The 25173-nt window shown below is 43.8% G+C and carries 30 protein-coding genes; 28 read left to right on the forward strand and 2 right to left on the reverse strand.

Features of this window, described 5'->3' with window-relative positions:
• Window positions 1-111: 111 nt before the first annotated feature.
• Window positions 112-1083 carry a cation diffusion facilitator family transporter gene (locus NYE45_RS07690; protein WP_340016253.1) on the reverse strand — a complete coding sequence of 324 codons (972 nt, stop codon included), beginning with the start codon at window positions 1081-1083 and terminating at the stop codon, window positions 112-114.
• A 293-nt stretch (window positions 1084-1376) separates the two neighbouring features.
• On the opposite strand from NYE45_RS07690, the gene NYE45_RS07695 reads away from it, so the two are divergent.
• The 8 genes from NYE45_RS07695 (at window position 1377) to NYE45_RS07730 (ending at window position 7353) form a co-directional block, all read left to right on the forward strand.
• Window positions 1377-2054: a response regulator transcription factor gene (locus tag NYE45_RS07695; protein ID WP_340016254.1), complete on the forward strand. Its 678-nt coding sequence runs from the start codon at window positions 1377-1379 to the stop codon at window positions 2052-2054.
• Complete coding sequence (locus tag NYE45_RS07700) at window positions 2051-3427, forward strand: HAMP domain-containing sensor histidine kinase (protein WP_340016255.1); 1377 nt, start codon at window positions 2051-2053, stop codon at window positions 3425-3427. The genes NYE45_RS07695 and NYE45_RS07700 overlap by 4 nt, the downstream gene beginning before the upstream one ends.
• A gap of 67 nt (window positions 3428-3494) precedes the next feature.
• Window positions 3495-4625 carry an ABC transporter permease gene (locus tag NYE45_RS07705; protein WP_340016256.1) on the forward strand — a complete coding sequence of 377 codons (1131 nt, stop codon included), beginning with the start codon at window positions 3495-3497 and terminating at the stop codon, window positions 4623-4625.
• The gene (locus tag NYE45_RS07710) at window positions 4622-5299 is read left to right on the forward strand and encodes an ABC transporter ATP-binding protein (RefSeq protein ID WP_340016257.1); all 678 of its coding nucleotides are present in this window, start codon (window positions 4622-4624) and stop codon (window positions 5297-5299) included. The genes NYE45_RS07705 and NYE45_RS07710 overlap by 4 nt, the downstream gene beginning before the upstream one ends.
• Before the next feature lie 163 nt (window positions 5300-5462).
• Entirely contained in the window at window positions 5463-6002 is a 540-nt protein-coding gene (locus NYE45_RS07715; protein WP_340016258.1) for an NUDIX domain-containing protein, read from the forward strand.
• 48 nt (window positions 6003-6050) lie between these two features.
• Window positions 6051-6560 (forward strand): DUF4275 family protein, encoded by a 510-nt coding sequence (locus NYE45_RS07720; RefSeq protein ID WP_340016259.1) that lies wholly within the window; start codon window positions 6051-6053, stop codon window positions 6558-6560.
• 200 nt (window positions 6561-6760) lie between these two features.
• Window positions 6761-7009, forward strand: a complete 249-nt coding sequence (locus NYE45_RS07725) for a hypothetical protein (RefSeq protein ID WP_340016260.1) — start codon at window positions 6761-6763, stop codon at window positions 7007-7009.
• A 50-nt stretch (window positions 7010-7059) separates the two neighbouring features.
• On the forward strand, window positions 7060-7353 hold the full coding sequence (locus tag NYE45_RS07730) for an RNA polymerase alpha subunit C-terminal domain-containing protein (RefSeq protein WP_340016261.1): 294 nt from the start codon (window positions 7060-7062) through the stop codon (window positions 7351-7353).
• 19 nt (window positions 7354-7372) lie between these two features.
• Here the strand turns inward: NYE45_RS07730 and NYE45_RS07735 are convergent, their stop codons facing one another.
• Window positions 7373-8311: a hypothetical protein gene (locus NYE45_RS07735; RefSeq protein WP_340016262.1), complete on the reverse strand. Its 939-nt coding sequence runs from the start codon at window positions 8309-8311 to the stop codon at window positions 7373-7375.
• Window positions 8312-8668: 357 nt separating this feature from the next.
• Between NYE45_RS07735 and NYE45_RS07740 the strand changes: the two genes are divergently transcribed.
• The 20 genes from NYE45_RS07740 to NYE45_RS07835 all read left to right on the forward strand — a co-directional run bounded on the left by NYE45_RS07740 (window position 8669) and on the right by NYE45_RS07835 (window position 25163).
• Window positions 8669-9175: a DUF2569 domain-containing protein gene (locus tag NYE45_RS07740; protein ID WP_340016263.1), complete on the forward strand. Its 507-nt coding sequence runs from the start codon at window positions 8669-8671 to the stop codon at window positions 9173-9175.
• Window positions 9176-9296: 121 nt separating this feature from the next.
• Complete coding sequence (locus NYE45_RS07745; RefSeq protein WP_340016264.1) at window positions 9297-9911, forward strand: histidine phosphatase family protein; 615 nt, start codon at window positions 9297-9299, stop codon at window positions 9909-9911.
• 507 nt (window positions 9912-10418) lie between these two features.
• On the forward strand, window positions 10419-10994 hold the full coding sequence (locus NYE45_RS07750) for a GNAT family protein (RefSeq protein WP_340016265.1): 576 nt from the start codon (window positions 10419-10421) through the stop codon (window positions 10992-10994).
• Window positions 10995-11288: 294 nt separating this feature from the next.
• Window positions 11289-12245, forward strand: a complete 957-nt coding sequence (locus NYE45_RS07755) for a radical SAM protein (protein ID WP_340016266.1) — start codon at window positions 11289-11291, stop codon at window positions 12243-12245.
• A gap of 302 nt (window positions 12246-12547) precedes the next feature.
• Complete coding sequence (locus NYE45_RS07760; protein WP_340016267.1) at window positions 12548-13561, forward strand: phosphodiester glycosidase family protein; 1014 nt, start codon at window positions 12548-12550, stop codon at window positions 13559-13561.
• A complete protein-coding gene (locus tag NYE45_RS07765; protein WP_340016268.1) occupies window positions 13558-14571 on the forward strand; it encodes a bifunctional glycosyltransferase family 2/GtrA family protein in 1014 nt (337 codons plus the stop codon). The genes NYE45_RS07760 and NYE45_RS07765 overlap by 4 nt, the downstream gene beginning before the upstream one ends.
• Window positions 14572-14707: 136 nt before the next feature.
• Window positions 14708-15034 carry a DUF962 domain-containing protein gene (locus NYE45_RS07770; RefSeq protein ID WP_145146610.1) on the forward strand — a complete coding sequence of 109 codons (327 nt, stop codon included), beginning with the start codon at window positions 14708-14710 and terminating at the stop codon, window positions 15032-15034.
• 88 nt (window positions 15035-15122) lie between these two features.
• On the forward strand, window positions 15123-15833 hold the full coding sequence (locus NYE45_RS07775) for an AAA family ATPase (RefSeq protein ID WP_340016269.1): 711 nt from the start codon (window positions 15123-15125) through the stop codon (window positions 15831-15833).
• 68 nt (window positions 15834-15901) lie between these two features.
• Window positions 15902-16396 carry an isochorismatase family cysteine hydrolase gene (locus tag NYE45_RS07780; protein WP_340016270.1) on the forward strand — a complete coding sequence of 165 codons (495 nt, stop codon included), beginning with the start codon at window positions 15902-15904 and terminating at the stop codon, window positions 16394-16396.
• Between the two features lie 483 nt (window positions 16397-16879).
• Window positions 16880-17401, forward strand: coding sequence for a GNAT family N-acetyltransferase (locus tag NYE45_RS07785; protein ID WP_340016271.1), 522 nt, complete (start codon window positions 16880-16882; stop codon window positions 17399-17401).
• A 24-nt stretch (window positions 17402-17425) separates the two neighbouring features.
• Entirely contained in the window at window positions 17426-17836 is a 411-nt protein-coding gene (locus NYE45_RS07790; protein WP_340016272.1) for a hypothetical protein, read from the forward strand.
• Window positions 17837-18143: 307 nt separating this feature from the next.
• The gene (locus tag NYE45_RS07795; RefSeq protein ID WP_340016273.1) at window positions 18144-20867 is read left to right on the forward strand and encodes an S-layer homology domain-containing protein; all 2724 of its coding nucleotides are present in this window, start codon (window positions 18144-18146) and stop codon (window positions 20865-20867) included.
• Window positions 20868-21064: 197 nt separating this feature from the next.
• Window positions 21065-21547, forward strand: a complete 483-nt coding sequence (locus tag NYE45_RS07800) for a hypothetical protein (RefSeq protein ID WP_340016274.1) — start codon at window positions 21065-21067, stop codon at window positions 21545-21547.
• A 71-nt stretch (window positions 21548-21618) separates the two neighbouring features.
• Window positions 21619-22083, forward strand: coding sequence for an NUDIX domain-containing protein (locus NYE45_RS07805; protein WP_339183250.1), 465 nt, complete (start codon window positions 21619-21621; stop codon window positions 22081-22083).
• 44 nt (window positions 22084-22127) lie between these two features.
• Window positions 22128-22505, forward strand: a complete 378-nt coding sequence (locus NYE45_RS07810; RefSeq protein ID WP_340016275.1) for a hypothetical protein — start codon at window positions 22128-22130, stop codon at window positions 22503-22505.
• A gap of 40 nt (window positions 22506-22545) precedes the next feature.
• Window positions 22546-23181, forward strand: a complete 636-nt coding sequence (locus tag NYE45_RS07815; RefSeq protein ID WP_340016276.1) for a hypothetical protein — start codon at window positions 22546-22548, stop codon at window positions 23179-23181.
• A gap of 53 nt (window positions 23182-23234) precedes the next feature.
• Window positions 23235-23513 (forward strand): hypothetical protein, encoded by a 279-nt coding sequence (locus tag NYE45_RS07820; RefSeq protein WP_340016277.1) that lies wholly within the window; start codon window positions 23235-23237, stop codon window positions 23511-23513.
• A gap of 132 nt (window positions 23514-23645) precedes the next feature.
• Window positions 23646-24098: a hypothetical protein gene (locus NYE45_RS07825; RefSeq protein ID WP_340016278.1), complete on the forward strand. Its 453-nt coding sequence runs from the start codon at window positions 23646-23648 to the stop codon at window positions 24096-24098.
• A gap of 33 nt (window positions 24099-24131) precedes the next feature.
• A complete protein-coding gene (locus NYE45_RS07830; protein WP_340016279.1) occupies window positions 24132-24635 on the forward strand; it encodes a DUF4188 domain-containing protein in 504 nt (167 codons plus the stop codon).
• A gap of 39 nt (window positions 24636-24674) precedes the next feature.
• Window positions 24675-25163, forward strand: coding sequence for a hypothetical protein (locus tag NYE45_RS07835; protein ID WP_340016280.1), 489 nt, complete (start codon window positions 24675-24677; stop codon window positions 25161-25163).
• Window positions 25164-25173 lie beyond the last annotated feature (10 nt).

A 25173-nucleotide genomic window follows, 5' to 3' on the forward strand; every position in this document is an offset into this window, starting at 1 on the left:
ATTCCATTCTCTGCTCATGCAAAAAGCTGAACTTCTGCAAACAAAAACAGGGCGTTCCCTTCACCGGGGAATCTGCCCTGTTTCTGTTTGCAGCTATATTTCATACAGATCTCAATGGTGATGATGCGCGTGGGCATCTGGTGCGTCGCCTTTGACGGTACATAGTACCGAGGTATCGTGCAGATGTTTTTCGGACTCGACTTGGAGCGTCACATGTTTGATTTCTTTATGCTCCAGCATATGTTCGATCTTCTGAACCAGGATCTCGGATGCATAGACATCCATCGTTCCGGCTACCACGATATGTGCGGTCAGCGCATTCAGGTTACTGGTGATGGACCAGACATGCACATCATGAACGCCTTTGACGCCATCGACTTGTTTGATGGTCTGCACCAGTTCATTCACATCGACATTGGCGGGAGTACCTTCCATCAAGATATGGAGGGATGACTTGGTGACATAGAAACCACTTCGCAATACCAGTGCCGCGACAATCACACTTGCAAGTGGATCGGCCCAACCCCAGCCAAAGAACATCATGAGCAGTGCCGCCGCAATGGCCCCAACCGATCCCAACATGTCACTGATGACATGGAGATAAGCACCACGCATATTCAGGTTATTTTCCGTATCGCTACCACGCATCATGATCCAGGCCACCAGAATATTGATGAGCAATCCAATGACGCTGATGATTAACATGCCTACGGTTGCCACTTCTGGCGGGTTGATAAAACGACCAATCGCTTCGTAGAAAATATAGAGTGCAATGGCGATTAACGTAATTCCGTTTAACGTAGCGGCCAAAATTTCAAAGCGTCTGTAGCCGTAGGTTTTGCCGGTATTTACTGCTTTTTCACCAAAAGTGAACGCCAGCAAGGCAATCCCGAGCGCAATGGAGTCGGACAGCATATGACCTGCATCCGAGATGAGTGCGAGACTGTTGGTGATGAATCCACCAATGGCTTCAACGATCATATAGATGGTAATAATAATGAAGGAAAACAGAAGTACTTTCTTATTATTGGTGGTGTGAGCGTGGTTGTGCCCATGGTTATGACTGTGATGATGTCCAGACATATTAAATCCTCTCCTTTGGAGCGAGGCTCCGTTATGTAATATGATTTCTAAAGTGGCTATAATTGATCCTTAGCGATGGTTAATCACTAACGAATGAATATATGAGCGCTTGTTCATATGTTATGAGTTTATTATAGTTGCGCCTCATAATAGTGTCAACCAGATTCATGGAAATGTAAACATGGCCGCGGTGTTTCAGGGAATGTATGCTGGCGAATGAGATTGCTTTTATGCTACCATCTGTGCAGGATCAAAGTGAGATGTACTCGTTACATAGAAGGGCGGACAAACTTATGAAACATCTGCTGCTGGCAGACGATGATGCCAATATTCGAGCACTCCTGCGGCATGTCATGACCAAGGAAGGATACCGGGTTCATGAAGCGCAGGATGGATTGGAAGCGGTCAAAATGATGCAAGAAACGCCGATCGATCTGGCGATCCTTGATGTCATGATGCCAGGCATGGACGGACTGGAATTATGTGATTTCATTCGGCAGCATTACGACATTCCAATCATGTTGCTGACGGCTCGAGATCAGCTATCTGACAAGAGAGATGGTTATTTGAAAGGAACAGATGAATATGTGACCAAGCCGTTTGAACCGGAAGAATTAGTCTACCGGGTAAAGGCGTTATTTCGTCGGTACCATCGCACATCCAGCGATATCATCCGTATGAACCGGATTGTTATTGACCGTAACAATGTGGAGGTTACCGATGGGCAGTCCATTCTCTTTTTGCCGATGAAAGAATTTGAATTACTCTCACAGCTTGCCCAGTTTCCGGGCCGTTTGTTCTCGCGGGATGAGCTCATTCGGCTCGTTTGGGGAGCAGACTACGAAGGAGATGACCGTACCGTTGATGTGCACATCAAGCGGCTGCGTGATCGTTTTGCCGAATATACGGACGATTTTGTCATTCAGACTGTGCGGGGCATTGGTTACAAGATGGAGGTGAAAGCACCTTGAGGACCTTGTACGTCCGGGTATTCCTCATTACGATTGCGGTGATTATGGTCAGCGGCATGCTCGGTTTTCTTTTGTCCAACATCTATTATCATACAAAGCTCAAGGATTTCAATGATGAGAAGCTGGTGGGCATCGCGACGCAAATGAAGCAATTTGTGGAACAGCAACCTGGCACGATGGAGCAGTATCTGAACAATGCCGCCGCACTCGGGTATGAAATCTATGTGACGGATGGAAAAGGCAATGACCAATTCTACGGCCGTGAATTCCGTGAAAAAGATCTGGACAAGCAAGCTGTGGAACGGGTGCTGAATGGTGAGGTATACCATGGCGTCGCCCAGTTTCCAAGTAAACCGTTCATTACCGGCTTCTTCGATAATCAATTAAGCAATACCGTGGGTGTTCATCTACAGCTAGGCAATGCGAATTACGCCCTCTTTATGCGTCCGGATGTAATCCTGCAATTCGGTGAGCTGCGGATCTTTTTTGCGCTGATTGGAGCATTGACGGTGGGCATTAGTATTCTGATCTTTCTGATCAGTACCCGCTATCTGGTCAATCCCATTGAACGTCTGTCCGAGGCGACCAAGCGCATTGCGCAAGGAAAATATAATCTGAAATTGCCTACCGCAAGGCGGGATGAGATTGGACAACTGGCCCAGCATTTCATGACCATGAGTCGTGAATTGGAAAGGGTAGATCAGGCGCGACAGCAGTTTGTATCGAATGTCTCGCATGAGATTCAATCGCCGCTGACCTCAATTCAGGGGTTTGCCCAATTGGTGGCGGATCGGGATCTCCCTGAACAGGAACGAGAGCATTATGCATCGATTATTGAGGAGGAGAGCCGTCATCTCTCTTTGCTCAGCAAACAACTGCTTCTCCTGTCCTCCCTCGAACAAGGAAACGAAGATCTGACCAAGGTAAAGTTCTCTCTGCGAGATCAATTCCGGCAAGCAGTTCAGGTGCTGCAATGGCAACTTGAAGAAAAAGAGCTACTGCTTCGGATTTCGGTGCCCGAATCCATCCAGCTGGTCGGCAATGAAGTGCTACTCATGCAGGTGTGGATGAATCTGCTGGGTAATGCAGTGAATCATCTGCCACAGGGAAGAAGCATCGAGATTCACGCGGAGCAGACAGATAACCAGTGTATGATTCAGATTAGGGATACAGGAGACGGGATTGCTGCCGAGCATCTGCCTTTCCTGTTCGATCGATTCTATCGGGTGGATCGTGCGCGGGAACGTTCTTCTGGACGAACCGGGCTTGGACTTGCCATTGTGCAGAAAATTATCCGAATTCATGACGGTACAATCGAGGTTTCCAGTTCACCTGAGGGTACGGTCTTTACCGTGACCCTTCCGCAGATGTAATCTGTTATTCATTTGCCGTTCATTTTCGCCTCCTATACTTGGGTTATCAAGAGGGAGGTCACAGAACATGTACTTGGCTATTCGGGAAATGAGGTATGCCAAAGGGCGGTATGCCTTAATTGTTACAATCATGGTACTGGTTTCATTTCTGGTGCTGTTTGTTACAGGTCTTGCACAGGGGCTGGCTTATGATAACGCAGCTTCGGTCAAAAATATGGCAGCAACCCACTTTGTGCTGGAACAGGATTCGAATCATCGGTTTACCCGGTCACAAGTGGATCAGGATCAACTTAATCAAGCTCGCTCCGTGGTAGGGGAAGAGAACGCTGAGCCGCTGGGTGTGAAAATGACAACCGTCAGTCCAACCGGCGACACGAAAAAGATCGATGTCACGCTGTTCATGGTGAACCCAGAAGGTTGGCTCGCCCCAGCGGTTACGGAAGGATCTCCGATTACAGATCAGATGAACGGGCAAGTTGTGGTGGACCATAAGTTGTCTGAATCTGGCGTCACGATTGGCACCGTTCTGGTCGATCAAGCTTCGGGAACGGAGTGGACTGTGGGTGGATTTGTTCAAAATGAGTCCTTCAGTCACTCCCCGGTGGTATTCCTGAATGAACAGGAATGGTTTACGCTTCAAGGAGGTTCACGAACTTCGCAAGGATCAGCCGACACCAATGCTAATGCTCCTGTGTACAATGCCATTGCGATTAAGGATGCAGGCGAGCAGGTAGACGGCCTGAGTGCTGCATTGCCTAATACAGAAATCATTACGAAGTCTGATGCCGTATCGGCCATCCCTGGATATAAGGAAGAGCAGGGATCGTTGCTCATGATGATCGCTTTTCTATATGTCATCTCGGCGTTTGTGCTTGCGGTATTCTTCTATGTCATCACGATTCAGAAAACGAGTCAGTTCGGGATATTAAAAGCCATCGGAACGCGGAATGCTTATCTGGCGGGTAGTGTTTCGTTACAAGTTTTGGTTCTGTCGGTTGGCAGTCTGGTGATTAGCGTACTATTGGTTCGACTGTTCGAGTCCATTCTTCCTGCATCGATGCCGTTTCAATTAGGCTTGTCCACCCTTGCTCTGACCTGTGTGTTATTCATACTCATGTCTGTGGCGGGTTCGTTATTCTCGGTGTGGAAGGTTACCAAAATTGATGCACTTGATGCGATTGGGAGGACAGCAGCATGAGAAACCGATTGGTATTACAGGGAATTACACAGACCTTTGAAGATGGTGGCAGTAAACGGACGATTCTGGACAAGTTGCACCTTGAGGTTGCTGAAGGGGAACTTGTGGCTGTGATGGGGCCTTCCGGCTCGGGCAAAAGTACATTCCTGTCCATTGCTGGAGCACTTCTTGAACCAACGGAAGGACAGGTTTTTCTGGACGGGGCTTCTATTATGGGCAAAAGCAAACAAGATATATCCGATGTACGGCTTCAGCAACTCGGTTTTATCTTTCAAAGTGCCAACCTCATTCCGTATCTGAAAGTAGAAGAACAACTCATGGTCGTTGCAAAGCTCGCCGGAACGGATAAAAACAAGGCGGAGAAACGAGTGGATGAGCTGTTGGATACGGTAGGGTTGACCCATCGGCGGAAAGCGTATGCGGAGAAGCTGTCTGGCGGAGAACGTCAGCGGGTCGCCATTGCACGGGCCTTGATGAACGATCCGGCTGTCCTGCTCGCGGATGAACCAACAGCGAGCCTGGATGCGGAACGTGGGCTGGATATTGTCGGCATGATTGCACGGCTCGTGAAAGAGCAGGGCAAGAGTGCAGTGATGGTTACGCATGATGAGCGGATCTTGCCGCTCTGTAGCCGGGTTCTTTTTTTGGAAAACGGAAAGCTGGTGCAGCATTAGAACGAGAATGGTCTGAGAGTCTGGAGAGAACACCGATCCAAGGCTTAAGGGCAGAGAGTATAAGAAGAGGGTCACGTATTCCCGGTGGGAAGGTGGCCTTCTTTCTGTGTTTTCGACTATAATTGGAAGAATAGTGGAATTAGATAGAGAGGAACGGGTGCGGATGAGTAGCTTAAGTTCGGAATTATTTCCGGCGCTGAGTACGTCAATTCATTGGGGAATTATTGAGGCGGAGTTCAGATTAAACGAGATCGTGGATGAAACGCTGGTGAGCAATATTAGCATCATTCCATTTGTTGGGGATCAATGTGTCGTCTTTCAACTGGATAATGGAGATTGGGAGCTGCCTGGAGGGACGCTTGAAGCAGGTGAACAGTATATGGATGGACTGAAGCGCGAACTGATGGAGGAACTTGGGGCAGAAATGCGGTCCTATCAGATTTTCGGTCAATTCCACTGTACATCCAGTGCGTTGGAACCGTATCGACCGCATATCCCGCATCCCCATTTCGTACGAATCATCGGATATGGAGATGTAGAACTTGTCGGTGATCCGCTGAATCCGGAGGATGGCGAGCGGGTGGTTGCAGTTGAAGTGGTAGAGATTGATGAGGCGATCCGAAGATTCCAGGAACAGAACAGGCATGACATTGCAGAAATGTACAAACTGGCTCATATGCTGCGAGAAGAAGCTAAACAGTGAGAGGCAAGGACCAGGTATTCTAATTCCAGATAACTTACGGAGGTAATGATGATTCGAGATAAAATTAACGAGCTGCTGGACACTTTACCCGAATTGGAACTGAACCAAGCATATTGGGGGATTGAGCGTATCCATCAGGAATATATGTTCAAGAAGAAGTTGCAGAATAAGGGAGTTATCGTGTCCGAACTGTACGAGGAATCCGAAGGGATTGTACAGCAATGGGACAGCGTATTTGCCCATAATATCGATGATGTGCTCAAAGAGTCTATCCATTATAGCCAGTACAAGTGGCATATGTTCAGTTATGAACAACAGAAATGTCAGACAAATGATGAAGCACGAGATGCTTTCGATGCCGAGCCGAAAGATGAAGTATATGTGATGTATGAAAGTGGTGGTTGGGTGCTTTTATACGAAAACGCGAATCGGGTCATTGCAGCGGATTTTGATTCGGAGCAGGATATCTATATCTTCGACCGAGCGTTTACATGGACGTACGTGTATACGCACGAATCCATGTGTGGCCCTTATTTTTATAAAATAGAACGAGCATGATTCTGAACAAAAGGGGAGTGATATCTTATGCAGAACCTTTTTAGGAAGATCTTCAATACAGAAGTCAAACCCGTAGTTGCCAAACACGGTTATTCCAAGAAAAATCTGAATTTCTACAAAGCGGATGGAAACCTCACATATAAGATCAACATTCAAAGAGCAAAGGTTAACACCAGTAGTCAAGTCTAGTTTTATGTTAATTGTGGTGTTCATTCCACCGAGCTCCCGGAGTTGCATTCCGTGGGATTGAATGGAGACATATTGGAGTACGTATCTCATTTTACCTGCCGAATCAGAGAAATAGCCCCTTCCGCTTCCTGCTAAAAGCCGGCGATACGGAAGTAGCCAAGTATTATTTACAGGAACTGCACGCCGAATACGGAGCCGAAAAGCGCTGGGCGATATTAGAAGAGAAATATTCAGCCGTATTTGCCGAGTATGGATTGTAAGCTTATCCAAATGTAGCATAGCAATACTTAATTCAGAAGGAGACATCCACATGGCAAACGATAAAGGAACACTCAGAACATGCGAACAAGGACATTCGTATTATAAAAAAAGTGACTGCCCAACCTGTCCGACGTGTGAAGCTGAACGTAAACCGACAGAGGGATTTCTAGCCGTGCTGTCTGCTCCTGCCAGACGTGCCTTGGAGAATGAAGGCATTGCGACACTAATGCAACTTGCGGAGTACACGGAGAAAGAGATCTTGAAACTGCACGGAATCGGACCATCTGCCATGCCTAAACTGCGAAACGCATTGGAAGAAGAGGGATTATCTTTTAAGAAATAACCCTCTTCACTCCTTTCCTTTAATCCAAAACGGAAGTGATCTCCTCCATCGGTACCTGGTACAGCAAGTTACCTTCACTAAGTAGCAGACGATGTTGGCGAAAATCCTGCCGTGCCTGATTGAAGGGCTGACCATCTTCATTTAGCAAATCAATCTTCTGTCCTTTGCTCAATCTTCCGGGCTTCTCCATTTTCTTAAGGACAAACGTCCCATGTTTACCGTACCCGGCATCGAACAAGAAATGATAACCATCCGTACTGAAGCCGGAGGAACCGGAGATGTTTGGATTCATCAATGTAACGCTGGATTCACTGGTGCCCCCTGAGATACTACCGAGTTCAAAATCGGTATAGAAGTAGAACCAGACCTGCTTCTCATTCACCACATTGAGTGCGTAACAATCCGCAATATCAGCTACGCGGTTTTCGTACACTTTATTTCCGTGGTCATCCCAGGCCAGCAGTCCACATGATCCAATTGGATCGGCCCATCCGTAGTTCCCAAATATCCCTTCATCGAAGTAGCTGGTCCAGATCGTTCCCTGTTCTGTGACCTGTACACTCTGAATACCGTCTCCCAGCAAAAAATCGCGGATCGTATTTCCGTCTAAATCACACACTTTGGCATTCGGATCAAACTTTTCATTTCCATAATTCGCACACCGTGCTCCGACGAGCAGCAGATGATCATGTAATGGTTGTACGTAATGATAATTAAACGTCTGTCCCCAAATGACAACTTCCTCGATAGTTTGATCTGTCACAATAAGCACTTTGTACGTATAGCTTTGCTTCAATTTACTTTGGACGAACATACCTCGCTCTCTTTCGGAGATCTGATTCATCAGCAGCACATAGACAAGGCCATCACCGCCCCACTGGGTGGAAACGATATCGAAGCCCTCAACATAATTTGAAATATCGGCAAAAGGTAAAAGTTTTACTTTGGGATTGGTCATATACATATCCTCCTTCGTAGTCTAATGCAGAGTCACCATCTGCATCTATATAAGAGCATTATGACGTACGTGTACTTTGCTGAACATGGTGGAAGTATAGCGAAGGCCTTCTTTAGCCTTTACGGCATATAAGTATGATGTTTTGAAATGGATGCTTTGCCCTTGACACGCGTAGTACAATAAGGAAGTTGTGTAAAATTATATATAATAGGAAGGCGGAGAGATCGCTATAAGGAGAGTGTGAGAATACATACAACGCACGTGAAGTAAGGTGAAAGTATCACCCGTAGATTCAATTTGCAATTACGATGAAGACTCATCTCAGAAAAACAAAACGGGTTAAGGAAGTGTTACGAGGTGGAACCACATATTCAAGAGCAAAAAACAGACTACCGTCCACTAGGCGTGTCGGGATTGGGTGGTTGGCTGATTCTCATCCAGATTGGATTATTTCTTACGATTATCCTGCTCGCAGTACAGTTGATGCAAAACACGTTACCGGCATTAACATCCGAGATGTGGGACTTATTTGTTTCCAAGGACTCCGAATACTATCACGTTCTGTGGGGGCCATTAATTATTTTTGAAGCTATATATAATGTGGTCTTTTTATTGTTCACCATATATTTAGTTGTGACTTTTTATAGAAAAAAAGCAATCTTACCCCGGTTAATGATCATCTATTACAGTGTGAGTTTGGTTCTCTATATGGTTGATTATATACTCGTGCTTCAGATACCTATGATGCGGGAATTGGAAGATGGAAGTGGGATACAGGAGATTGTGAAATCTGTCATTACTTGTGCCATCTGGATTCCTTATTTTATCAAATCCGAGCGAGTTCATAACACATTTGTAAGATAAATGGGTTGCAGGAAATGCCCGATCTTGGATAGAAGCTATCTGAGGTCGGGTTTATTTGATACATACGAACGTAGTTATAGATGTTAAGTTAACCTGTTCAATGTGAAAAGGAGGAGAGATCTTGAAGATTTACCTGGTACGGCATGGGATGGACGAGGAAGGATATCGAGGCGGATGGAGCCAGCGCGGACTCACGGAACAGGGGATCAATCAATCGAAGAGACTGGGAGAGCATTTGCATCAGCATGCTGAGGAGTACGACATACACACGATCATTAGCAGTGATCTTCCTCGTGCAGTGCAGACAACACGGGAAATTGAGAAGAAATTAAACATGCAGGCTAGCTTAATGAAAGATTGGCGGGAGATGAATAACGGAGAATTGGCAGGCATGCTCCATAAGGATGCGGAAGAGCATTACCCAGGGGTTTATTTCAACAGCCTTGAGATGAATTCCCCTTTTCCGGGAGGAGAAAGTCCAAGGGATTTTTATAACCGGATAAGCACAGCTTTCGAGAGTCTTTTCAGAGGTTTAGAGGAGAAAACAGTAAAGTCCAATGTTCTGTTAATTACTCACGGCGGCGTAATTAACATCCTGTATTATCTGCTTGAGAAGAGGGAATGGAGCAATAAGTCCAGCTTTTATCCCATGAACAACACCAGTGTTCATACCGTTGAAAAGGGAAGACTTGGTTGGAAACTTAGCAACGAAAATGGTTTGAGTCATCTAGATTAGTTGATCAGGAAGTGCAGACTCTTCACGCAACCTTATATCCAGAACATTTCAAAGCATATGATTATGATGCGGTTAATCATTTCTTTAGTTCTATAATGACTAACGTGAATTTCCAGTTCTATGTTCTTGAACAATGCCGAGTTGCAACATATCCGAAAAATTGAACTAGATTACTGGTCGAGGAATGATCAAGCGAAAGGCATCTTTGATAATACGTAGGAAAGGGATTATTTTATTGTTGATAAAAAGAATTACAAATGTAGTGTTAGTCGTCTCGATTTTTGTGTATTTCTATTATTTGTATATTATGCTTGTTCATCCGCCAACAGATGGTTTGGAAATAGCACAATTAAAAATTAGATCAACTGCAGCAATCGGAGTTACAGCAATCGCTGCGTATATTAGATTAAAGTTATAGAGGCCTTGATTGTACAACAGATGAGGTAGGCGATAAGGGCCAAACTGCTGTGTGTTTCTTTGTCCTAACAATCTCAGGAGGGTGAATCCATGAAACCGATTGAAAGTTATTTTGCCCCATTTCCGATATTAGAAACCGAACGAACGTTACTCCGGCCGCTTACCTATGATGATCTGGAGGATATGTACAGTTACTGCGCTGTACCTGCTGTATCGGAATTCACCACCTGGGACGCGCATCAGAGCAAAGAAGACACCAAAGCTTTTTTAGATTTTGTCATGAGTCGCTATGAGACCGATCTAATTGGCCCATGGGGGATTGAAGATAAACAAACCAAGAGGCTGATTGGTAGTTGTAACTATCTAGGTAGTGATACCGATAACAGGAGAGTCGAGCTGGGATATGTGTTATCTGATCAATATTGGAATCAAGGCTACATGACCGAGGTAGTGAAACGAATCATCCAATTTGGATTTGATGAAGTGGGGGTTGAGCGAATCCAGGCCAGATGTTTAGTGAAAAACACAGGTTCCGCCAAGGTCATGGAGAGGTCAGGCATGCAATTCGAAGGTGTGCTGAGGAAGTACATGAGGGTGAAAAATGAGCTTCAGGATCTGAAGATGTATGCTATTTTAAAAGAAGACTTCTATACTCGTGTTAAATAAAGAACGTGTTATTGAAAGGGCGTGTGTCATTTATCAGTGGTACACAATAAAAGCAGAAGTAAAAAGATCTTGAAATGCTGCATCAAACGGTCAAGGTTATCGTACTTTATATTGTCTAATTCAATAATTATATGCCAAGCTTTGACCCATTCCTGATCATTGAGGAAATGGGTTTTATTTTTGTTTTTAACAACCAACGTACATAATGTCATATCTTGAACCGGGTGCCTTCCGCTATAATCTTCAAGTTATCCAAACGTGGAATCAATGAAGGAACCAGGGAGGTACAACGAATTGATAGCCAAAAACAGATATAAATCACTCGAACTGGAGACCCCCGGCTTATACGAGCTGGAAGGGCTTGAGGTGGGAGTGACATCGAACTGCAATTATAAATGCGACTATTGCTGCGCCTACAATCGGGATGATGGAGCGTGCATCAATAGTCAGGAAGTCATCCGTATTATTAGTGAGTTGCCTCATCTCAAGCGAGTGCGATTGTCAGGGGGAGAAGTTACTCTGAAATATCAGGATTGCCTGGAGATTGTGACGTACTGTGCAGCACATGGCATTGATACGCAATTGAACAGTAATGCCAGTCTGCTGACAGAAGAACGGATTCTTGCATTGCGTGATGCAGGCTTGTCCAACATTCATATCTCTTTCAATTATACGGATGCGGAGGCCTATGCTGCGTACTACCGTGTGCATCCTCGCATGTATGAGAGACTGGAGCAGAATATCCGTTTGTGTACGGAAGCTGGTCTGGAGACGGTATTGGAAACGTTACTGTTTGAAGGTAACCAAGCGAACATGCAGGCCATTAGCGATAAGGTGTATGATCTGGGTGTGCGCATCCATGAGATCCAGAATAGCATTAAGATGCCGCATACCGATTGGAGTCAGATTGTATCCAGAGAATCCCTCATTCGATCTGTAACGGAGCTGATTGAACATAAAAAGCCAGATACAACGCTCTATTTTACCTGTATGGACCGGTTCGCTGAACAGTTGAATTTGCGTGAACAACCCGGTGTGTATTTCTCGAATTGCGTGGATGGCACGAAACAGCTGCACTTGCACGGTAATGGGGATATTCTCATCTGTGAGTTATGCCATCCTGTTGTGATTGGCAACATCTACAACGGAATGTCGTTGAAGGATATCTATGCCCAACAGCCACCGGCGTTAACGGAATTTTTGGAAAAGCGGCCTTGCCCCGCGTACGATGCTCTTTTTGCAAACGCATAACAGAACAGGAAGACCAGTTGAAGATATGTGATATGAATGTTGAACGAAATATGTACACGATAACAGTGACATTTAGGGTTCTATAGATTAAAAAATCAAGGTGATCTGATTTCCTTAATAGGAAAACGGATCACCTTTTTTGATTGAACTATTCGTTTACACAATAACAGCGATTGGAGGGTTGTTCTGTCATCGTTGTGTCAGTGTGAATGTTCTTTAGTTCAATTGATATGGTTTCAGATTCATTTAAGCTACTCGGCCTAATATGGCTTTAAGAACTTAGATGAAGAGGTGAGCTTCACATGATGAAGATCTATGAGAAACCAACCCGGAAAGACCCACATAAAAGGCCCATTTCCCCAAGAAAGCGCAGATGGCTCATCATCACACTTGTCATCGTGCTCGCAGTAGGTGGAATCCTGTATAGTCTGGCTGACCGTTACCTGATCCGGCATGTACAGGTGGTTGTAGCGGATGACAACACGGCAACGGCAGCACCTAGAAACGCCAATGATTCTACCAGCACTTCAACCACCGCGACGGAAGTGAATGCAACATCAGATGATTGGAATTATTCGAGTGATGATATGAAAGTCAGTATTGAAAAGGTACAGACTGGTTCAGGCTCGGATCAGATTACGTATTATGTCGCTGATGTTCAGCTAACGGATGCAAGCAGCCTGCGAACTGCGCTGGCAGACAATAGTTTTGGAACGAATATTACCGAAAATACGTCAGAGATTGCTGCTGCCAATAATGCGATTTTTGCCATTAATGGTGACTACTATGGATTCCGCGACGATGGTGTCATTATCCGCAATGGAACATTGTATCGTGACAGCCCAACCCGGGATGCACTCGCCCTGTTCAACGACGGTACGATGAAAACATATAACGAGAACGAGATTTCTTCCTCGGAACTGCTGGCCGAAGGTGCAACCAATACGCTATCCTTTGGACCGATTCTGATTCAGGATGGCGAGATCGTCAGTGATTTTAGCAGTGTGAAAATCGATAACAACTTCGGCAACCGCTCCATCCAGGATGCGAATCCAAGAACAGCGATCGGCATGATTGCTCCGAATCATTACGTCTTCGTAGTGGTGGACGGACGGCAGGACGACAGCCGTGGCATGACTCTGGCAGAACTGGCCGATGTCATGAAAGGCCTCGGAGCAACTGAAGCCTACAATCTGGACGGCGGCGGTTCATCCACGATGTATTTTATGGGCAGAGTCGTCAATAATCCGCTGGGACGTAACCAGGAACGTGGCGTAAGTGACATTCTATATCTGACGGAGGGACAAGGATCATGACGATATTAATTCCATCATATGAACCCGATGTGCGTTTACTGAATCTCGTTCTGCAACTGCAAACATTTAAACTTGGACCCATTGTGATTGTGGATGATGGTAGCGGCCCCGGTTACCGTGGAATTTTTGAAACGGCAGAAGCCTATGGCTGTACGGTCCTGACACATCCCGTCAATCTGGGTAAGGGCAGGGCGTTGAAGACAGGATTTCAGTATATTAAGGAGTACGGACCTCAGGGCGGTGTGGTATGCGCAGATAGTGACGGACAGCATCTCCCACATGATATTAAGCGTATCTTCGAAGTGCTGCTCGCACAGACGACACCAGGAATTGTACTCGGCAGCCGTCGCTTCAGCGGTAAAATTCCAGCACGCAGCCGTTTTGGCAACACAGTCACACGGGCGGTCTTTTCACTCACGACAGGTACCAAAGTATATGACACGCAGACCGGTCTACGTGGTTTTCCCTACGCCATGCTGGACTGGTTGAACCAGATTCCCGGGGATCGGTTTGAATACGAGATGAACATGTTGTTAACAGCACACAAGGAAGGGTATGAGATTACGGAGGAGTTTATTGATACAGTGTATCTGGATCACAATGAGTCCTCTCATTTCCGCCCGCTGGTTGATTCATTCCGGATCTATATGCCAATCTTGATGTTCAGCACATCTTCGGTACTATCCGCTCTAATTGATTTTGGATTACTATTCATCATCCAGTATTTCACGCATAATCTGTTTCTGTCGGTAGTCGCAGCAAGACTGTGCAGCTCCATCTTCAACTATACGATTAATCGGAAATATGTGTTCTCCACAGGACGAACCTCGAAAATTCGGCAGTCTTTGCCCAAATACTTCTCACTTGTCATACTCGTACTGCTATTAAACTATGGTTTACTGTATTTTTATAATGAAAAACTGATTATCCCGCTGCTCGCAGCCAAGCTATTGACCGAGGTGTCCATCTTCCTGTTCAGCTATTGGGCGCAGCGCAGATTTGTATATTAACCTGAAGAGAGAGTGAGCCTATGGCTTGCTCTTTTTTTGGTTGAAACGGTTTCATGTGAACCCCGTTATAGGGTACGATGGAGAAGAGTGAACGAAAAGCAGTGATCACAGATCAAGGTGAAATGGACGTGAACCGATGTTGAATCGTGTGCGCAAGGACTTGCGTTATTACCTTCAGGAGCATCAGGATCGGAACAACCGCATTTTGCATTATTTCGCGTTTTTGTCGGCCTTTGTGGCATGGATTTTTTTGTTTATTGATATCAAACTCACGCTGCTACTCGCTATCATTCATTACGCTTTATCCTGGATTGGGCACTTCTATTATGAAGGCAATAAACCCGCAGCTTTTCGTTATCCTCATATCGGTTTTTATGCCGGGTTTACCTGGTTTTTCATGAAGACAATGGAGATCATAACCCGCAAGGATATCATTCGTCCGTGGCTTGACCAATCAGAGTGAACTGAATGTGAATAGGAAGATAAGTGCGAAGTTGGTGTGTAAATATTCTTTAGTTGAACTTATATAAAATAAAGGTGGGAGGTTGATTATGTATCTTCGAAGTGTGGAACTCATGTCGGCCAAGATCGAGAATCGAGACCAATATCCTTTTGACATCCCCACGATACAATCCTTGGAACGCTTGGAGTTTACGAATAACATTACTTTTTTTGTAGGTGAAAATGGTTCTGGGAAATCTACGCTGCTGGAAGGCATCGCTCATCAATGTGGATTCAATACCGCAGGGGGCGGCAGGAATAATGCTTATGAGACACATGCTTCGGAATCCTCGCTGGGGAATTACTTAAGACTGGCATGGCTGCCCAAAATAACGAATGGCTTCTTCATGCGCTCTGAATCTTTCTATCAATTTGCATCACATGTGGATGAGATGCCAGAGTCGCTTCAATATTATGGCGGGCGTTCATTGCATGAACAATCCCATGGGGAGTCTTTTCTCAACCTGTTCGTCAACCGCTTCAGTTCCAAAGGCATCTATCTGCTCGACGAGCCCGAAGCCGCTTTATCTCCAGCGAGGCAACTGTCCTTGTTGCGTATTCTCCACGATCTGTCAGGCACTTCGCAATTCATTATTGCGACGCACTCACCGATTTTGCTGGGATATCCGGGGGCGGAGATTTTAAGTTTTGACGATAGCCATATTCAAGAGGTAGCCTATGAGGATACGGATCACTACCAGATTACCCTCAGTTTTCTGGAGAACCGCGACAGGATGCTGAATGAATTATTTAAGGATTAAGTTCTCAGTTTAAACAAAGGAAGTTACTAAGCCATGAGACGTACAATTTATTATTGAGGAGAGATAGGATGAAAGCAGGTTTGCTGATTGTTGATATGCAAGAGAGTATTGTGCGGAAAAAGATGGACCAGACTTCGATAGACCATGCCTGCGAGTACATTAATCATGTGGCTAATGTGCTGCGCTCGAATGATCATACGGTCGTTCACGTGCAGGATGTGGAGGGCATGGAGGAGGCAGCGTCAGATGAGTATCGCATCATTCCCGAGGTGGATGTGAATGAGAAGGATCTCACCGTTACCAAGGAAGCCTCCAATGCCTTCTGGCAAACTGACTTGGAGCAGGTGTTGAAGAGTCATGGCATTGAATTGGTGATTATCGCCGGGTTTGCTGCAGAGGAATGTGTTCTATTCACCTACAACGGAGCGATGGAGCGAGGTTTCCGGCCGGTGATGTTGCAAAATGGAATTCTTAGCATCCATCCCGAAGCGGTGGCTTCAACGTACAGAGATCGCAATGTGATCTCATATCCTGTGGTTGATTATCTATATAAGTTCAACTAAAGAGGTTTACACTGAGCACTCCAATGACAGAACAACCTTCCGATCGCTGTTATCCCCAGATTTTTTTGATTCCCTTTTTAAAGGGCAAATCCGGTGATAGCGTATGCTTCCGATGCAGCTTTCTTTCAGAAAGCTTTCAGGCGAACTTCCCGCTTCTTCAGGTTATTTCTGTCCTCTCCGTTTTTGTGTAAAAAGTTTAGTTGAACTTATATAATTCAATAATTATTAGCTAAGTGCTAATGGATACTTGGTGAAAAATAAAGATAAGAACGATAATCGGACTCTTTAGGGAGTCTTTTTTTTGTACAAATGTATATTTTCACTAATACAGTCAAAGGTTACTTCACGGTTTAAACCAAACTTTGCCTATATCTGCTGGGGTTGAAACGATATATTGAAAGCAGGGCACAGGAAAAGCACTGTGGACATCGGTAAGGTCGTGTATGGATCGCTATCTAACTCATTAACTAAGGGAGATGTGTAATGAAAATGAACGTGCAAATCACGAGTATTTTGGCAGAACAGAAGGAATTGTTTCTCAACCTGTACAACTTGTACTTATATGATCTGTCTGAATTTTCTGGTGAGGATCTACTTGAAGAGGGGAAATATGATCCAACGAACACCTATCTATATTTGGAACGCGATGAATTACATCCGTTTTTGATTCAGTATGAAGGGAAGGTTATTGGATTCGTACTGGTGTGCTCACCTCCATATGTGCCGGAAGACGTGGATTATACGGTGCAAGAGCTGTTCTTGGTGAAAAAATATCGCGGACAGGGGCTGGCAGCACAAGCGGTTGACTTGGTTTTTGCTCAATTTCAGGGTACATTCAAAGTAGAACAGCTCGCTAACAATGCAGCAGCAGTTTCGTTCTGGAAAAGATATTATGAGCAACATCATATTGAATATACTGAGTCTGCATATAGCATTGAAATTGACAACATCGCTGGCAGCCACCGGATTTTGTCCCAGACTTTTGTGCGTGGAAGAGAGAAATAATATTTAACTTAGAAGGTGAATAGCTTGTTTATTATCGTAGCAACTAAGGGGAATTTGAAGTGGGTTTCAGGTGTATTTCAGGCAGAAGAGGTAGCTAGACAGTACATGGATCTAATACCTGATGAGCTTAAGGAATACCAGGAATTCGTTCAGGTAGAGAAAATCACATATCCTTTTTATATTATAGAGCGTCAGAAATCTCCATTTAGGTTTCTCTGTAAAGATGAAGTGATTTCACTTTTTGATCATACGGAAGTATCTGAGGATGAAGATGAGGTGCACTTCAATATCTACACGGTGGATTCAGATTATAGACCAAAGAAGCCAGGTTCAGACTATATGGGCATGCTGAGACATGATCATGTAACCAATGAATTTATAGAAATGTACCGTAAAGAGAGAACAGCGTTTCTAGATAAACGAAGGATTTTCTAAATGAGAGAACTCGGGAAACCCAGAAATTCAACGAAGTAGTATACGACCTAATTTAATACATGAGGATACCTAGGGATACGACAATGACGTGTCCTTTTTTGTTATATGTCAGTTGCAGATTATGTTAGGGAAGAGCCGAATAAAATGTATACTGTATGCACTAAAAGTAGAGCTATAAACACTTAACAGACTGGGTTTTGTATCCATATTTCATGGTCAGTATTTTATGTATACTATTGCTGATCTTTGTGATAAGTTGAGACGAATAAGATCCAGTAATCATACTATGAGTGAGAGGACTAATATCATGAATTGTGCTAAAAAGCTTGTGACCACTCTATTGATTACAGTTATGTTGTTTTCATCGTTTAATGTAGTATTTGGTGCCGCCGCGTCTTCGGTATCAGACATCGAGGGAAACTGGGCAGAAAGCCAGATCACGAAATGGATCGACAAAGGTTTTATTCATGGTTATGAAGATGGCAGCTTTAAACCGAACAATACCATAACAAGAGCAGAGTTTTTCTCATTGGTTAATCGTTCATATGGATTTACTGAAACAGCATCTGTATCCTTCAAGGATGTTACTTCATCTAACTGGGCATATGCTGAGGTTTCCAAAGCTGTGAAAGCTGGATACATAAAGGGTTATAGGGACGGTACAATCGGTGCCAATAAACCCATTAGTAGACAAGAAGTTGCAGTTATTATCAATGATCTTCTAGATCTATCGAATGAAGCTAGTACTGGGGAGCACTTTACGGATTCGAGTGCAATAGCCTCATGGGCTAAAAATTCGGTGGATGCTACTGTAGCTAAAGGGATCTTGCAGGGCTACGATAATAACTTCAACCCGAATAAACCGATTACTCGTGCTGAAGCAGTCGTTGCGCTGGATCGTTCAGTCAATGCAAAAGCAACGGATTACAGCTTAGCTGGAACATATGGCCCTGAGGCGGGAACGAAGACCATTGATGGGGATGTGCTCATTAGCGCGGCTGGGGTTACATTGAAGAATATGACCATCAAAGGGAACCTATTATTTAGTGAAGGTATCCAAGAAGGAGATGTACACCTTACGAATGTTACGATCAAAGGTGTGACTCGGGTAGAAGGTGGGGGCGTTAGTACCATCTATTTAAAAAATACCGTAACATCTACCCTTATCGTTGATAAGAAAAAGGGACCCGTTCTCATTATTGTAGAAGGTTCAACGACAGTAGGAGAAGTAACCATTCAATCCCCTGCTACGCTACAAGAATCGGATACTACGGGGAATGGTTTCGGCAAGATTACGTTATCTGAGCGATTACCTGTGGGTTCGAAAGTGGGTTTAAAAGGAACATTTGATTCCTTAACCGTTAAAGGCAGCGGGGTTCAGGTAGATATTCCTGAAGGCCGTGTTAAGGACGTTATCGCGGCAGTAACAGCAACGGGGACGACACTTAACTTAGGGACGGACGCAACTATTGTAAATCTTTACTTAGATGCAGTAGCTAAGATTCTAGGCACGGGAACTATTGAAAAAGTGACGTTAAGTTCCGTAGCTAAAGATGGTACGACTTTTGAAACTACAATTCGACTGTTGGATAAAGTTATAACTACAATTCCTCCAACTACTTCTACAAATGTACCAGTGACTGGACCTTCCACTGGAGGAACGGATACAATCGCTCCTACATTGTCCAATGTAACGAGTGGTCATATTGCAGGTGGAGATTCTGTGGTAGGTAGAAGCAATGAAAGTGGATATTTGTATCTGGTTCCTTCCACAACACCGAAAACAGTTACAAGTTTAAATCAATCTGTTGCAGGATTGTTAGGCAAGAAGCAATCGGTAACAGCAAACGTAGATGCCACAATTAATACGGCAGGTTTAGCGTCAGGTACGTACGTCGTATATGCCGTTGATCTCGCGAACAATATATCGATGGCTTCGGCAGAGATCGTTATTGGTACAAATCAGTTAACCGTTTCGAATCCAGTACTCTCAACCGAGAAGATGTATGATGGAACGTCTTCGGCTACAGTAATAGCAGATTCACTAACCGGAGTTGCTGCTGGAGACCATGTAACCGTAAGTGCAGTAGCTAGTTATAATGATGGAACAATAGGTACAGGTAAAACAATTACTGTAGTTTATACGTTGGGTGGAGCAGATGCAGCCAAGTATATTGCACCTGCAAACTATACGATTCATACAGGAGCCATTACAGCCGCACAGTTGACGATCGGCGAACCGATGTTGACTCTTGATGAGATAAATGGAGATTCATCCTTAGCCATATCTGCCGGTTCATTAGTTGGGGTTGTTTCAGGTGAGGATGTGACTGTGAGTGCAGAGGCGGTATATGATACAACTTCCCCGCCTAAAGCGGCGCTTGTATCTGTGGTTTACACATTAGATGGTATGGATAGTGGCAAATATATTGCTCCGGTTAATAATACGAACTACACTGCTTATGTACAATTTAGTGCGGATACAGGGACGATTATAGACATAATCACCACTTCCAAAGTGTATGATGGAACAACAGAAGCAACTGTAATAGCCGGTTCTAGAGTTGGATCTTGTGGAGTAGGTGAACAAGGTATTTGTCCTGGGGATGACGTAACGGTAAGTGCTTCAGGAGATTATAATATTAAAAATGTAGGAACAAATAAGAAGATAAAAATATCGTATACTCTATTGGGACCACCTGTAGAAGTAGGGAATTATTTACCGCCAGACGGTATTGAAGTGAATACAGGTGTAATAACTGCAAAGCAATTAATGATCGATGCTCCTATATTAACAATCTCCAAAGTGTATGACGGAACTCTTACAGCAAATGTAACACCAGGTTCATTAACTAACGTTATTTTTGGAGATGACGTACAAGTAATTGCTGTCGCGACATACAATAATGCATCTGTTGGTACCAGTAAAGTAATAACAACTAAGTATACTCTTACAGGGCTTGATGCAGGAAATTATATTGCCCCAGCAACTCAGACGGTTGGTACGGGGGAGATTACTGCTACACCTTAATATTTATGTATGAAGACCATTTTCATTAGTGACTTTTCTGATGAAAGTATATAAGCAAATAGAGTCTCCACTGTCAAATAAGACTGTGGAGGCTTTTTGATGTTTTCGATTCAAAACAACTTCGCATTTACCAATACATGGGTTATGATGAATTAAGAGGAGTCTATGGGAGTGAAGCGTGTGAGGGGGGCATAAGCATGCCGAAGCATCATTTTGTTATTGAAAACAAAGCGGAAGTGAACGAGTATATCCATGCTTCCTACTCTTGGGACTCTCACGGCAGGAAACATAAAAGTGGGTTAACGCCAGAGAAACATGCGACCCTGGAAGACGAATTTATTGCATACATCTATGATTCCCTTCAATGGTTGGATACATGGAATCCGTCCACCTGTACGAGATGTAGTGGACTGAACAACTATGGAATAACCGTTATTGAAGAACAGAATGCATTGTTGAAGTTTCAACAACTGATTCAAGTCTGGATTGATCTATTTAGCCATGCGACTGATCCGATTGTTCTTACAGGGAATTACAGTATTGATGGAGGAGATCAGAAGGGAAACTACGAGAAACTCGTATACAATAAGGTAGAATTAATCAACGAACTATACACGCTTGCGAACATGGCAAAGTATGCTGAGATAAATGGGAAATGCATTGTGCATTTTGGGATATAAATCGATAGAAAAGGTTCCTGATTAAAATCGTAAGCTGTTGAGAAGCAACCCGACAGAGAGGAGCGAGAGTAATGACTAGTCGTATTGTTGTTACGGGTGGAGCTATTATTCGAGATCATATGGGGAGAGTACTGCTGCAAAAGAGATCAGATTATGGGGATTGGGGATTACCTGGTGGTGGTATGGAGCCAGGTGAACGAATCGAAGAAACCATGATTAGAGAAGTGAAAGAAGAAACAGGGCTTGAGGTGAGTTCTTATGAATTGGCCTCCATCTACACGGGCGAGAGGATGCACTATACGTATCCGGATGGAAATGAAGTAGTATTTGTAATGTTTTTATTTGACGTTATTGCGGAGTTGGAAGGAAAACTCTGTGATGATCAAGTAACTCTTTTATTTGAAGATGAACAAAAGGAGTCATTACAGCTTGTTTTTAAAAGTCTGGATGAGATTGATATTTCCACAATTAACAATGTGCAGAAGCCTATATTTGTAGACTTGAAACAAGGAGAGTCTAAATTACTACGCAAGTGACAGCGTTAATAGAATAACTCAAAATGAATAGAGGTTAGATCATAATGAAAAACTTGGAATTAATTCAACCTCTTATTCCAGCATTTTCTGTTCAAAATTTGGAGTGGGTTGCCGGGTTGAATCTGTATATAAAACAAGACAAATATTATGAAAATATTTCGATAGCAGATATTACATTTCTAATGAAAATCTCAAATGTTACATATGAATTACTTATTAGATTCACTAATATTGAAAGTTTTCGTTATGATCCTCATGGAGTTCTAGTACAGATAAGTGGGTTTAATATTAAAGATCTGAAAGACCACGGATATCATCCGATGAAATATTTCGTTGAGGACTACGAGGACGGAATATTAGGATTCTATTGTGAGGATATTGAATTGATACATGTACAAGAGAGTGAGCACTTAGCTTTGTAGTTCATAGAACATCAATTTATTATAGAAAGGAGTTTTTTTATTGCCTTGGCCGATGGTTCATTTTGCAATTGCATCCGAATTAATATCCAAGCCTTCTCCTGAATTGTTATTGGGAAGTCTCGCTCCTGATTCGATCCATGTAAGAACCAACACCCGTACCGAAAAAGCAAAAACTCACCTCATGGCAGAGGCAGGAAGATTCGCAACAGACGAAGAGCTTGAAGCCTTTTTTGAGTCCAACAAGAAGTTGGCTTATAGTGATCCCAAATTCATGCAATATCTGTGCGGTTACATCGCCCACATCTATACGGACCGTGTGTGGACATTCGATATTTACCCTGCATATGAAGCCAACCCCAATGGAAGAAGCGTGTATACGCAGGATGTCACGAAGCTGGAGTTTATGATTTTACGGAATTGGAACGGGGCCCATGAATGGTTAAATGAGCTGAATGTGGGAAGAGCATTTGATTTAGGTGGATTGCTGGAATCTGAGGTGTACCAGTATAGGGGAGAGAAACTTGAGTTTTTAGCTAATCCTGACAACGAACCCTTGGGAGACTTAAACATTTTATCTATGGAAGCTACGGAAGAGTTCATACATACAATAGGATTGGCGCTAAAGCATTTGTATACAGAATGGAATGTGTATCAAGATTTACGCATCAATATGTAAGCAAGGGAGGGATTTACCTGAAGGTATACAGGAAACAAGTACGCAAAATTGTAGTGAATGATACACTGTTCCTGTACGTTGTGGATGAGCAAGCTTACGATATCGTCATTCGGGTTTATTCGAATGCGCTTAAATCTACATTTGTAGAGTTCGATGTTGCTTGGGAAGATACATGGGATATATTTGTCTATGAACCCAAACTGATATCCAACCTTATTCAATATGCTATAAAACAAGGGTGGGACTACCAACAGAAGAATAACAAAATGAAATTTAACAATGCGACCAGCATTGTAAGGATTCTAATGGCAGAGAAACAAACACGATCATAAGGAACTTGAACACAAATTGAAAGCACGTCTACTGCTCCACAACTCACCTAATTTTAAATTAGAGCTATCTGAAATGAAAGGCAAGGTCTCCAGTTAATTCTGCATCATAGAATCACATAAAGGAGGATGGCTATGGACATCGTTATGACGCTTGAACCGCACGGATGGCTGGATATCCTGGTTCAACCTGATCAGGGAGAACAGATTGAGATTCCGGTTTCTTTTTTGTCGGATGCGGTTGAGGAGATCGCACGTCAATTCGTTGCATTACACAAAGGAGCCACGGAGGTAACCATGACCATGCAGACCGAACCTGGAGAATATCGATTCTGGATCAAGAAACGTTCGCAGGTAATCGTTCAATTTATGGTGTATGAGATGAGTGATAACTTTAGCACGGAAGCCGTTACAGAGGGGCGATTACTTATGTCCGAGGAGCTAACCCTGGTCAAGTTGACCAAGCTGTTCTATAGAGAATTAAGCAAATTAAAGGAAATGGGACCCGAGGAATATCACAAACGGTGGAGTTTTGAGTTTCCCCTGAATGCCTATGAGCGGATAGGCAGGGTCGTACAAATCCGATGAAATCGGATGTTTTTGACGAGAAGGAGGGGTGACATGGCGAACATACATAAGGGGAGATATTCAGCTCAGATTGAGGGCGAATTCGTTGTTTTTATCATCGGCATGAGGATCAATCGTCTGTGGGCTATACATAAATGGTTGCCTGTCTTTAAGTCTATGGGCCCGATGATTAAAGAATTGTATATGAATCCGGAGACCGGATTTCTGAGTACAGAGTATTTTATAAGCTGGCGTGGGGTGACTCTGTTACAATACTGGCGCTCTTACGATGAATTGGAGAAATACGCACGAGGTGGACTGCACTTGGAAGCTTGGAAGAGATTCAACCGCTCCATTGGTTCCGATGGAACCGTAGGGATCTATCATGAAACATACAAGGCTAATTCGGGTTCCTTCGAAACCATATACGCCAACATGCCCAAATTCGGATTAGCTAAAGCGTCTGAACATGTACCAGCGACAGGCAAGATGGAGACATCCAGACGCAGAATGGGCGGAGAGAATGACCCGGCAGTGGAAGCACCAGAGAATCCTTAAAGGCGTTGAACAGAGAGGGGAATGTTATTGAAGGCTAGAGTGCGAACAGAAGATATTCATTCAAAGCAACTTAGCTGGCTGTGTATTGAACCGATGCTTGTTTCGGTACGGGGCAGAGATATTGCCGCCAAGACAGAGATATACCGACAGTTACACGAAGGGCAACAAGCCTTATTTTTGTTCTATTCCTATCACAATCACACTAAAAGTCTGGCAGAATTTTATTGGTTTTCGGCATATAACATCATCGAGATTAAGAGCTGGAATGGAATTAAAAAGGGGATGCATTTTTTTCGTTTAGATGAAATGGTGAATGTACTGGACCAGATTGAAAGTCTGATTACGGACAAAAACAGAGTGGATGAAGCGTGGAGTGAGGTGCTGCCAACGGATCTGGAGAAGGACCCGATTTTGCTTCAAAGAACAGAGGCATTATATTCTACCTATCAGACTGTGGCACAAGCAGCTATTACACACATGAATGAAATGATTCTGCAAAATCAGGAGATGTATCTGGAGGTCGAATAAGGTTAATATG

The sequence above is a fragment of the Paenibacillus sp. FSL K6-1318 genome, from assembly GCF_037976905.1.
Taxonomy (GTDB): Bacteria; Bacillota; Bacilli; order Paenibacillales; family Paenibacillaceae; genus Paenibacillus; species Paenibacillus amylolyticus_A.

Bases quoted from the DNA above. Each gene is read 5' to 3' on its own strand.
- NYE45_RS07690 (WP_340016253.1), bottom strand. From the start codon at position 1,083: ATGTCTGGACATCATCACAGTCATAACCATGGGCACAACCACGCTCAC.
- NYE45_RS07695 (WP_340016254.1), top strand. From the start codon at position 1,377: ATGAAACATCTGCTGCTGGCAGACGATGATGCCAATATTCGAGCACTC.
- NYE45_RS07705 (WP_340016256.1), top strand. From the start codon at position 3,495: ATGTACTTGGCTATTCGGGAAATGAGGTATGCCAAAGGGCGGTATGCC.
- NYE45_RS07710 (WP_340016257.1), top strand. From the start codon at position 4,622: ATGAGAAACCGATTGGTATTACAGGGAATTACACAGACCTTTGAAGAT.
- NYE45_RS07715 (WP_340016258.1), top strand. From the start codon at position 5,463: ATGAGTAGCTTAAGTTCGGAATTATTTCCGGCGCTGAGTACGTCAATT.
- NYE45_RS07720 (WP_340016259.1), top strand. From the start codon at position 6,051: ATGATTCGAGATAAAATTAACGAGCTGCTGGACACTTTACCCGAATTG.
- NYE45_RS07730 (WP_340016261.1), top strand. From the start codon at position 7,060: ATGGCAAACGATAAAGGAACACTCAGAACATGCGAACAAGGACATTCG.
- NYE45_RS07735 (WP_340016262.1), bottom strand. From the start codon at position 8,311: ATGACCAATCCCAAAGTAAAACTTTTACCTTTTGCCGATATTTCAAAT.
- NYE45_RS07750 (WP_340016265.1), top strand. From the start codon at position 10,419: ATGAAACCGATTGAAAGTTATTTTGCCCCATTTCCGATATTAGAAACC.
- NYE45_RS07760 (WP_340016267.1), top strand. From the start codon at position 12,548: ATGATGAAGATCTATGAGAAACCAACCCGGAAAGACCCACATAAAAGG.
- NYE45_RS07765 (WP_340016268.1), top strand. From the start codon at position 13,558: ATGACGATATTAATTCCATCATATGAACCCGATGTGCGTTTACTGAAT.
- NYE45_RS07770 (WP_145146610.1), top strand. From the start codon at position 14,708: ATGTTGAATCGTGTGCGCAAGGACTTGCGTTATTACCTTCAGGAGCAT.
- NYE45_RS07775 (WP_340016269.1), top strand. From the start codon at position 15,123: ATGTATCTTCGAAGTGTGGAACTCATGTCGGCCAAGATCGAGAATCGA.
- NYE45_RS07780 (WP_340016270.1), top strand. From the start codon at position 15,902: ATGAAAGCAGGTTTGCTGATTGTTGATATGCAAGAGAGTATTGTGCGG.
- NYE45_RS07785 (WP_340016271.1), top strand. From the start codon at position 16,880: ATGAAAATGAACGTGCAAATCACGAGTATTTTGGCAGAACAGAAGGAA.
- NYE45_RS07795 (WP_340016273.1), top strand. From the start codon at position 18,144: ATGAATTGTGCTAAAAAGCTTGTGACCACTCTATTGATTACAGTTATG.
- NYE45_RS07800 (WP_340016274.1), top strand. From the start codon at position 21,065: ATGCCGAAGCATCATTTTGTTATTGAAAACAAAGCGGAAGTGAACGAG.
- NYE45_RS07805 (WP_339183250.1), top strand. From the start codon at position 21,619: ATGACTAGTCGTATTGTTGTTACGGGTGGAGCTATTATTCGAGATCAT.
- NYE45_RS07810 (WP_340016275.1), top strand. From the start codon at position 22,128: ATGAAAAACTTGGAATTAATTCAACCTCTTATTCCAGCATTTTCTGTT.
- NYE45_RS07825 (WP_340016278.1), top strand. From the start codon at position 23,646: ATGGACATCGTTATGACGCTTGAACCGCACGGATGGCTGGATATCCTG.
- NYE45_RS07830 (WP_340016279.1), top strand. From the start codon at position 24,132: ATGGCGAACATACATAAGGGGAGATATTCAGCTCAGATTGAGGGCGAA.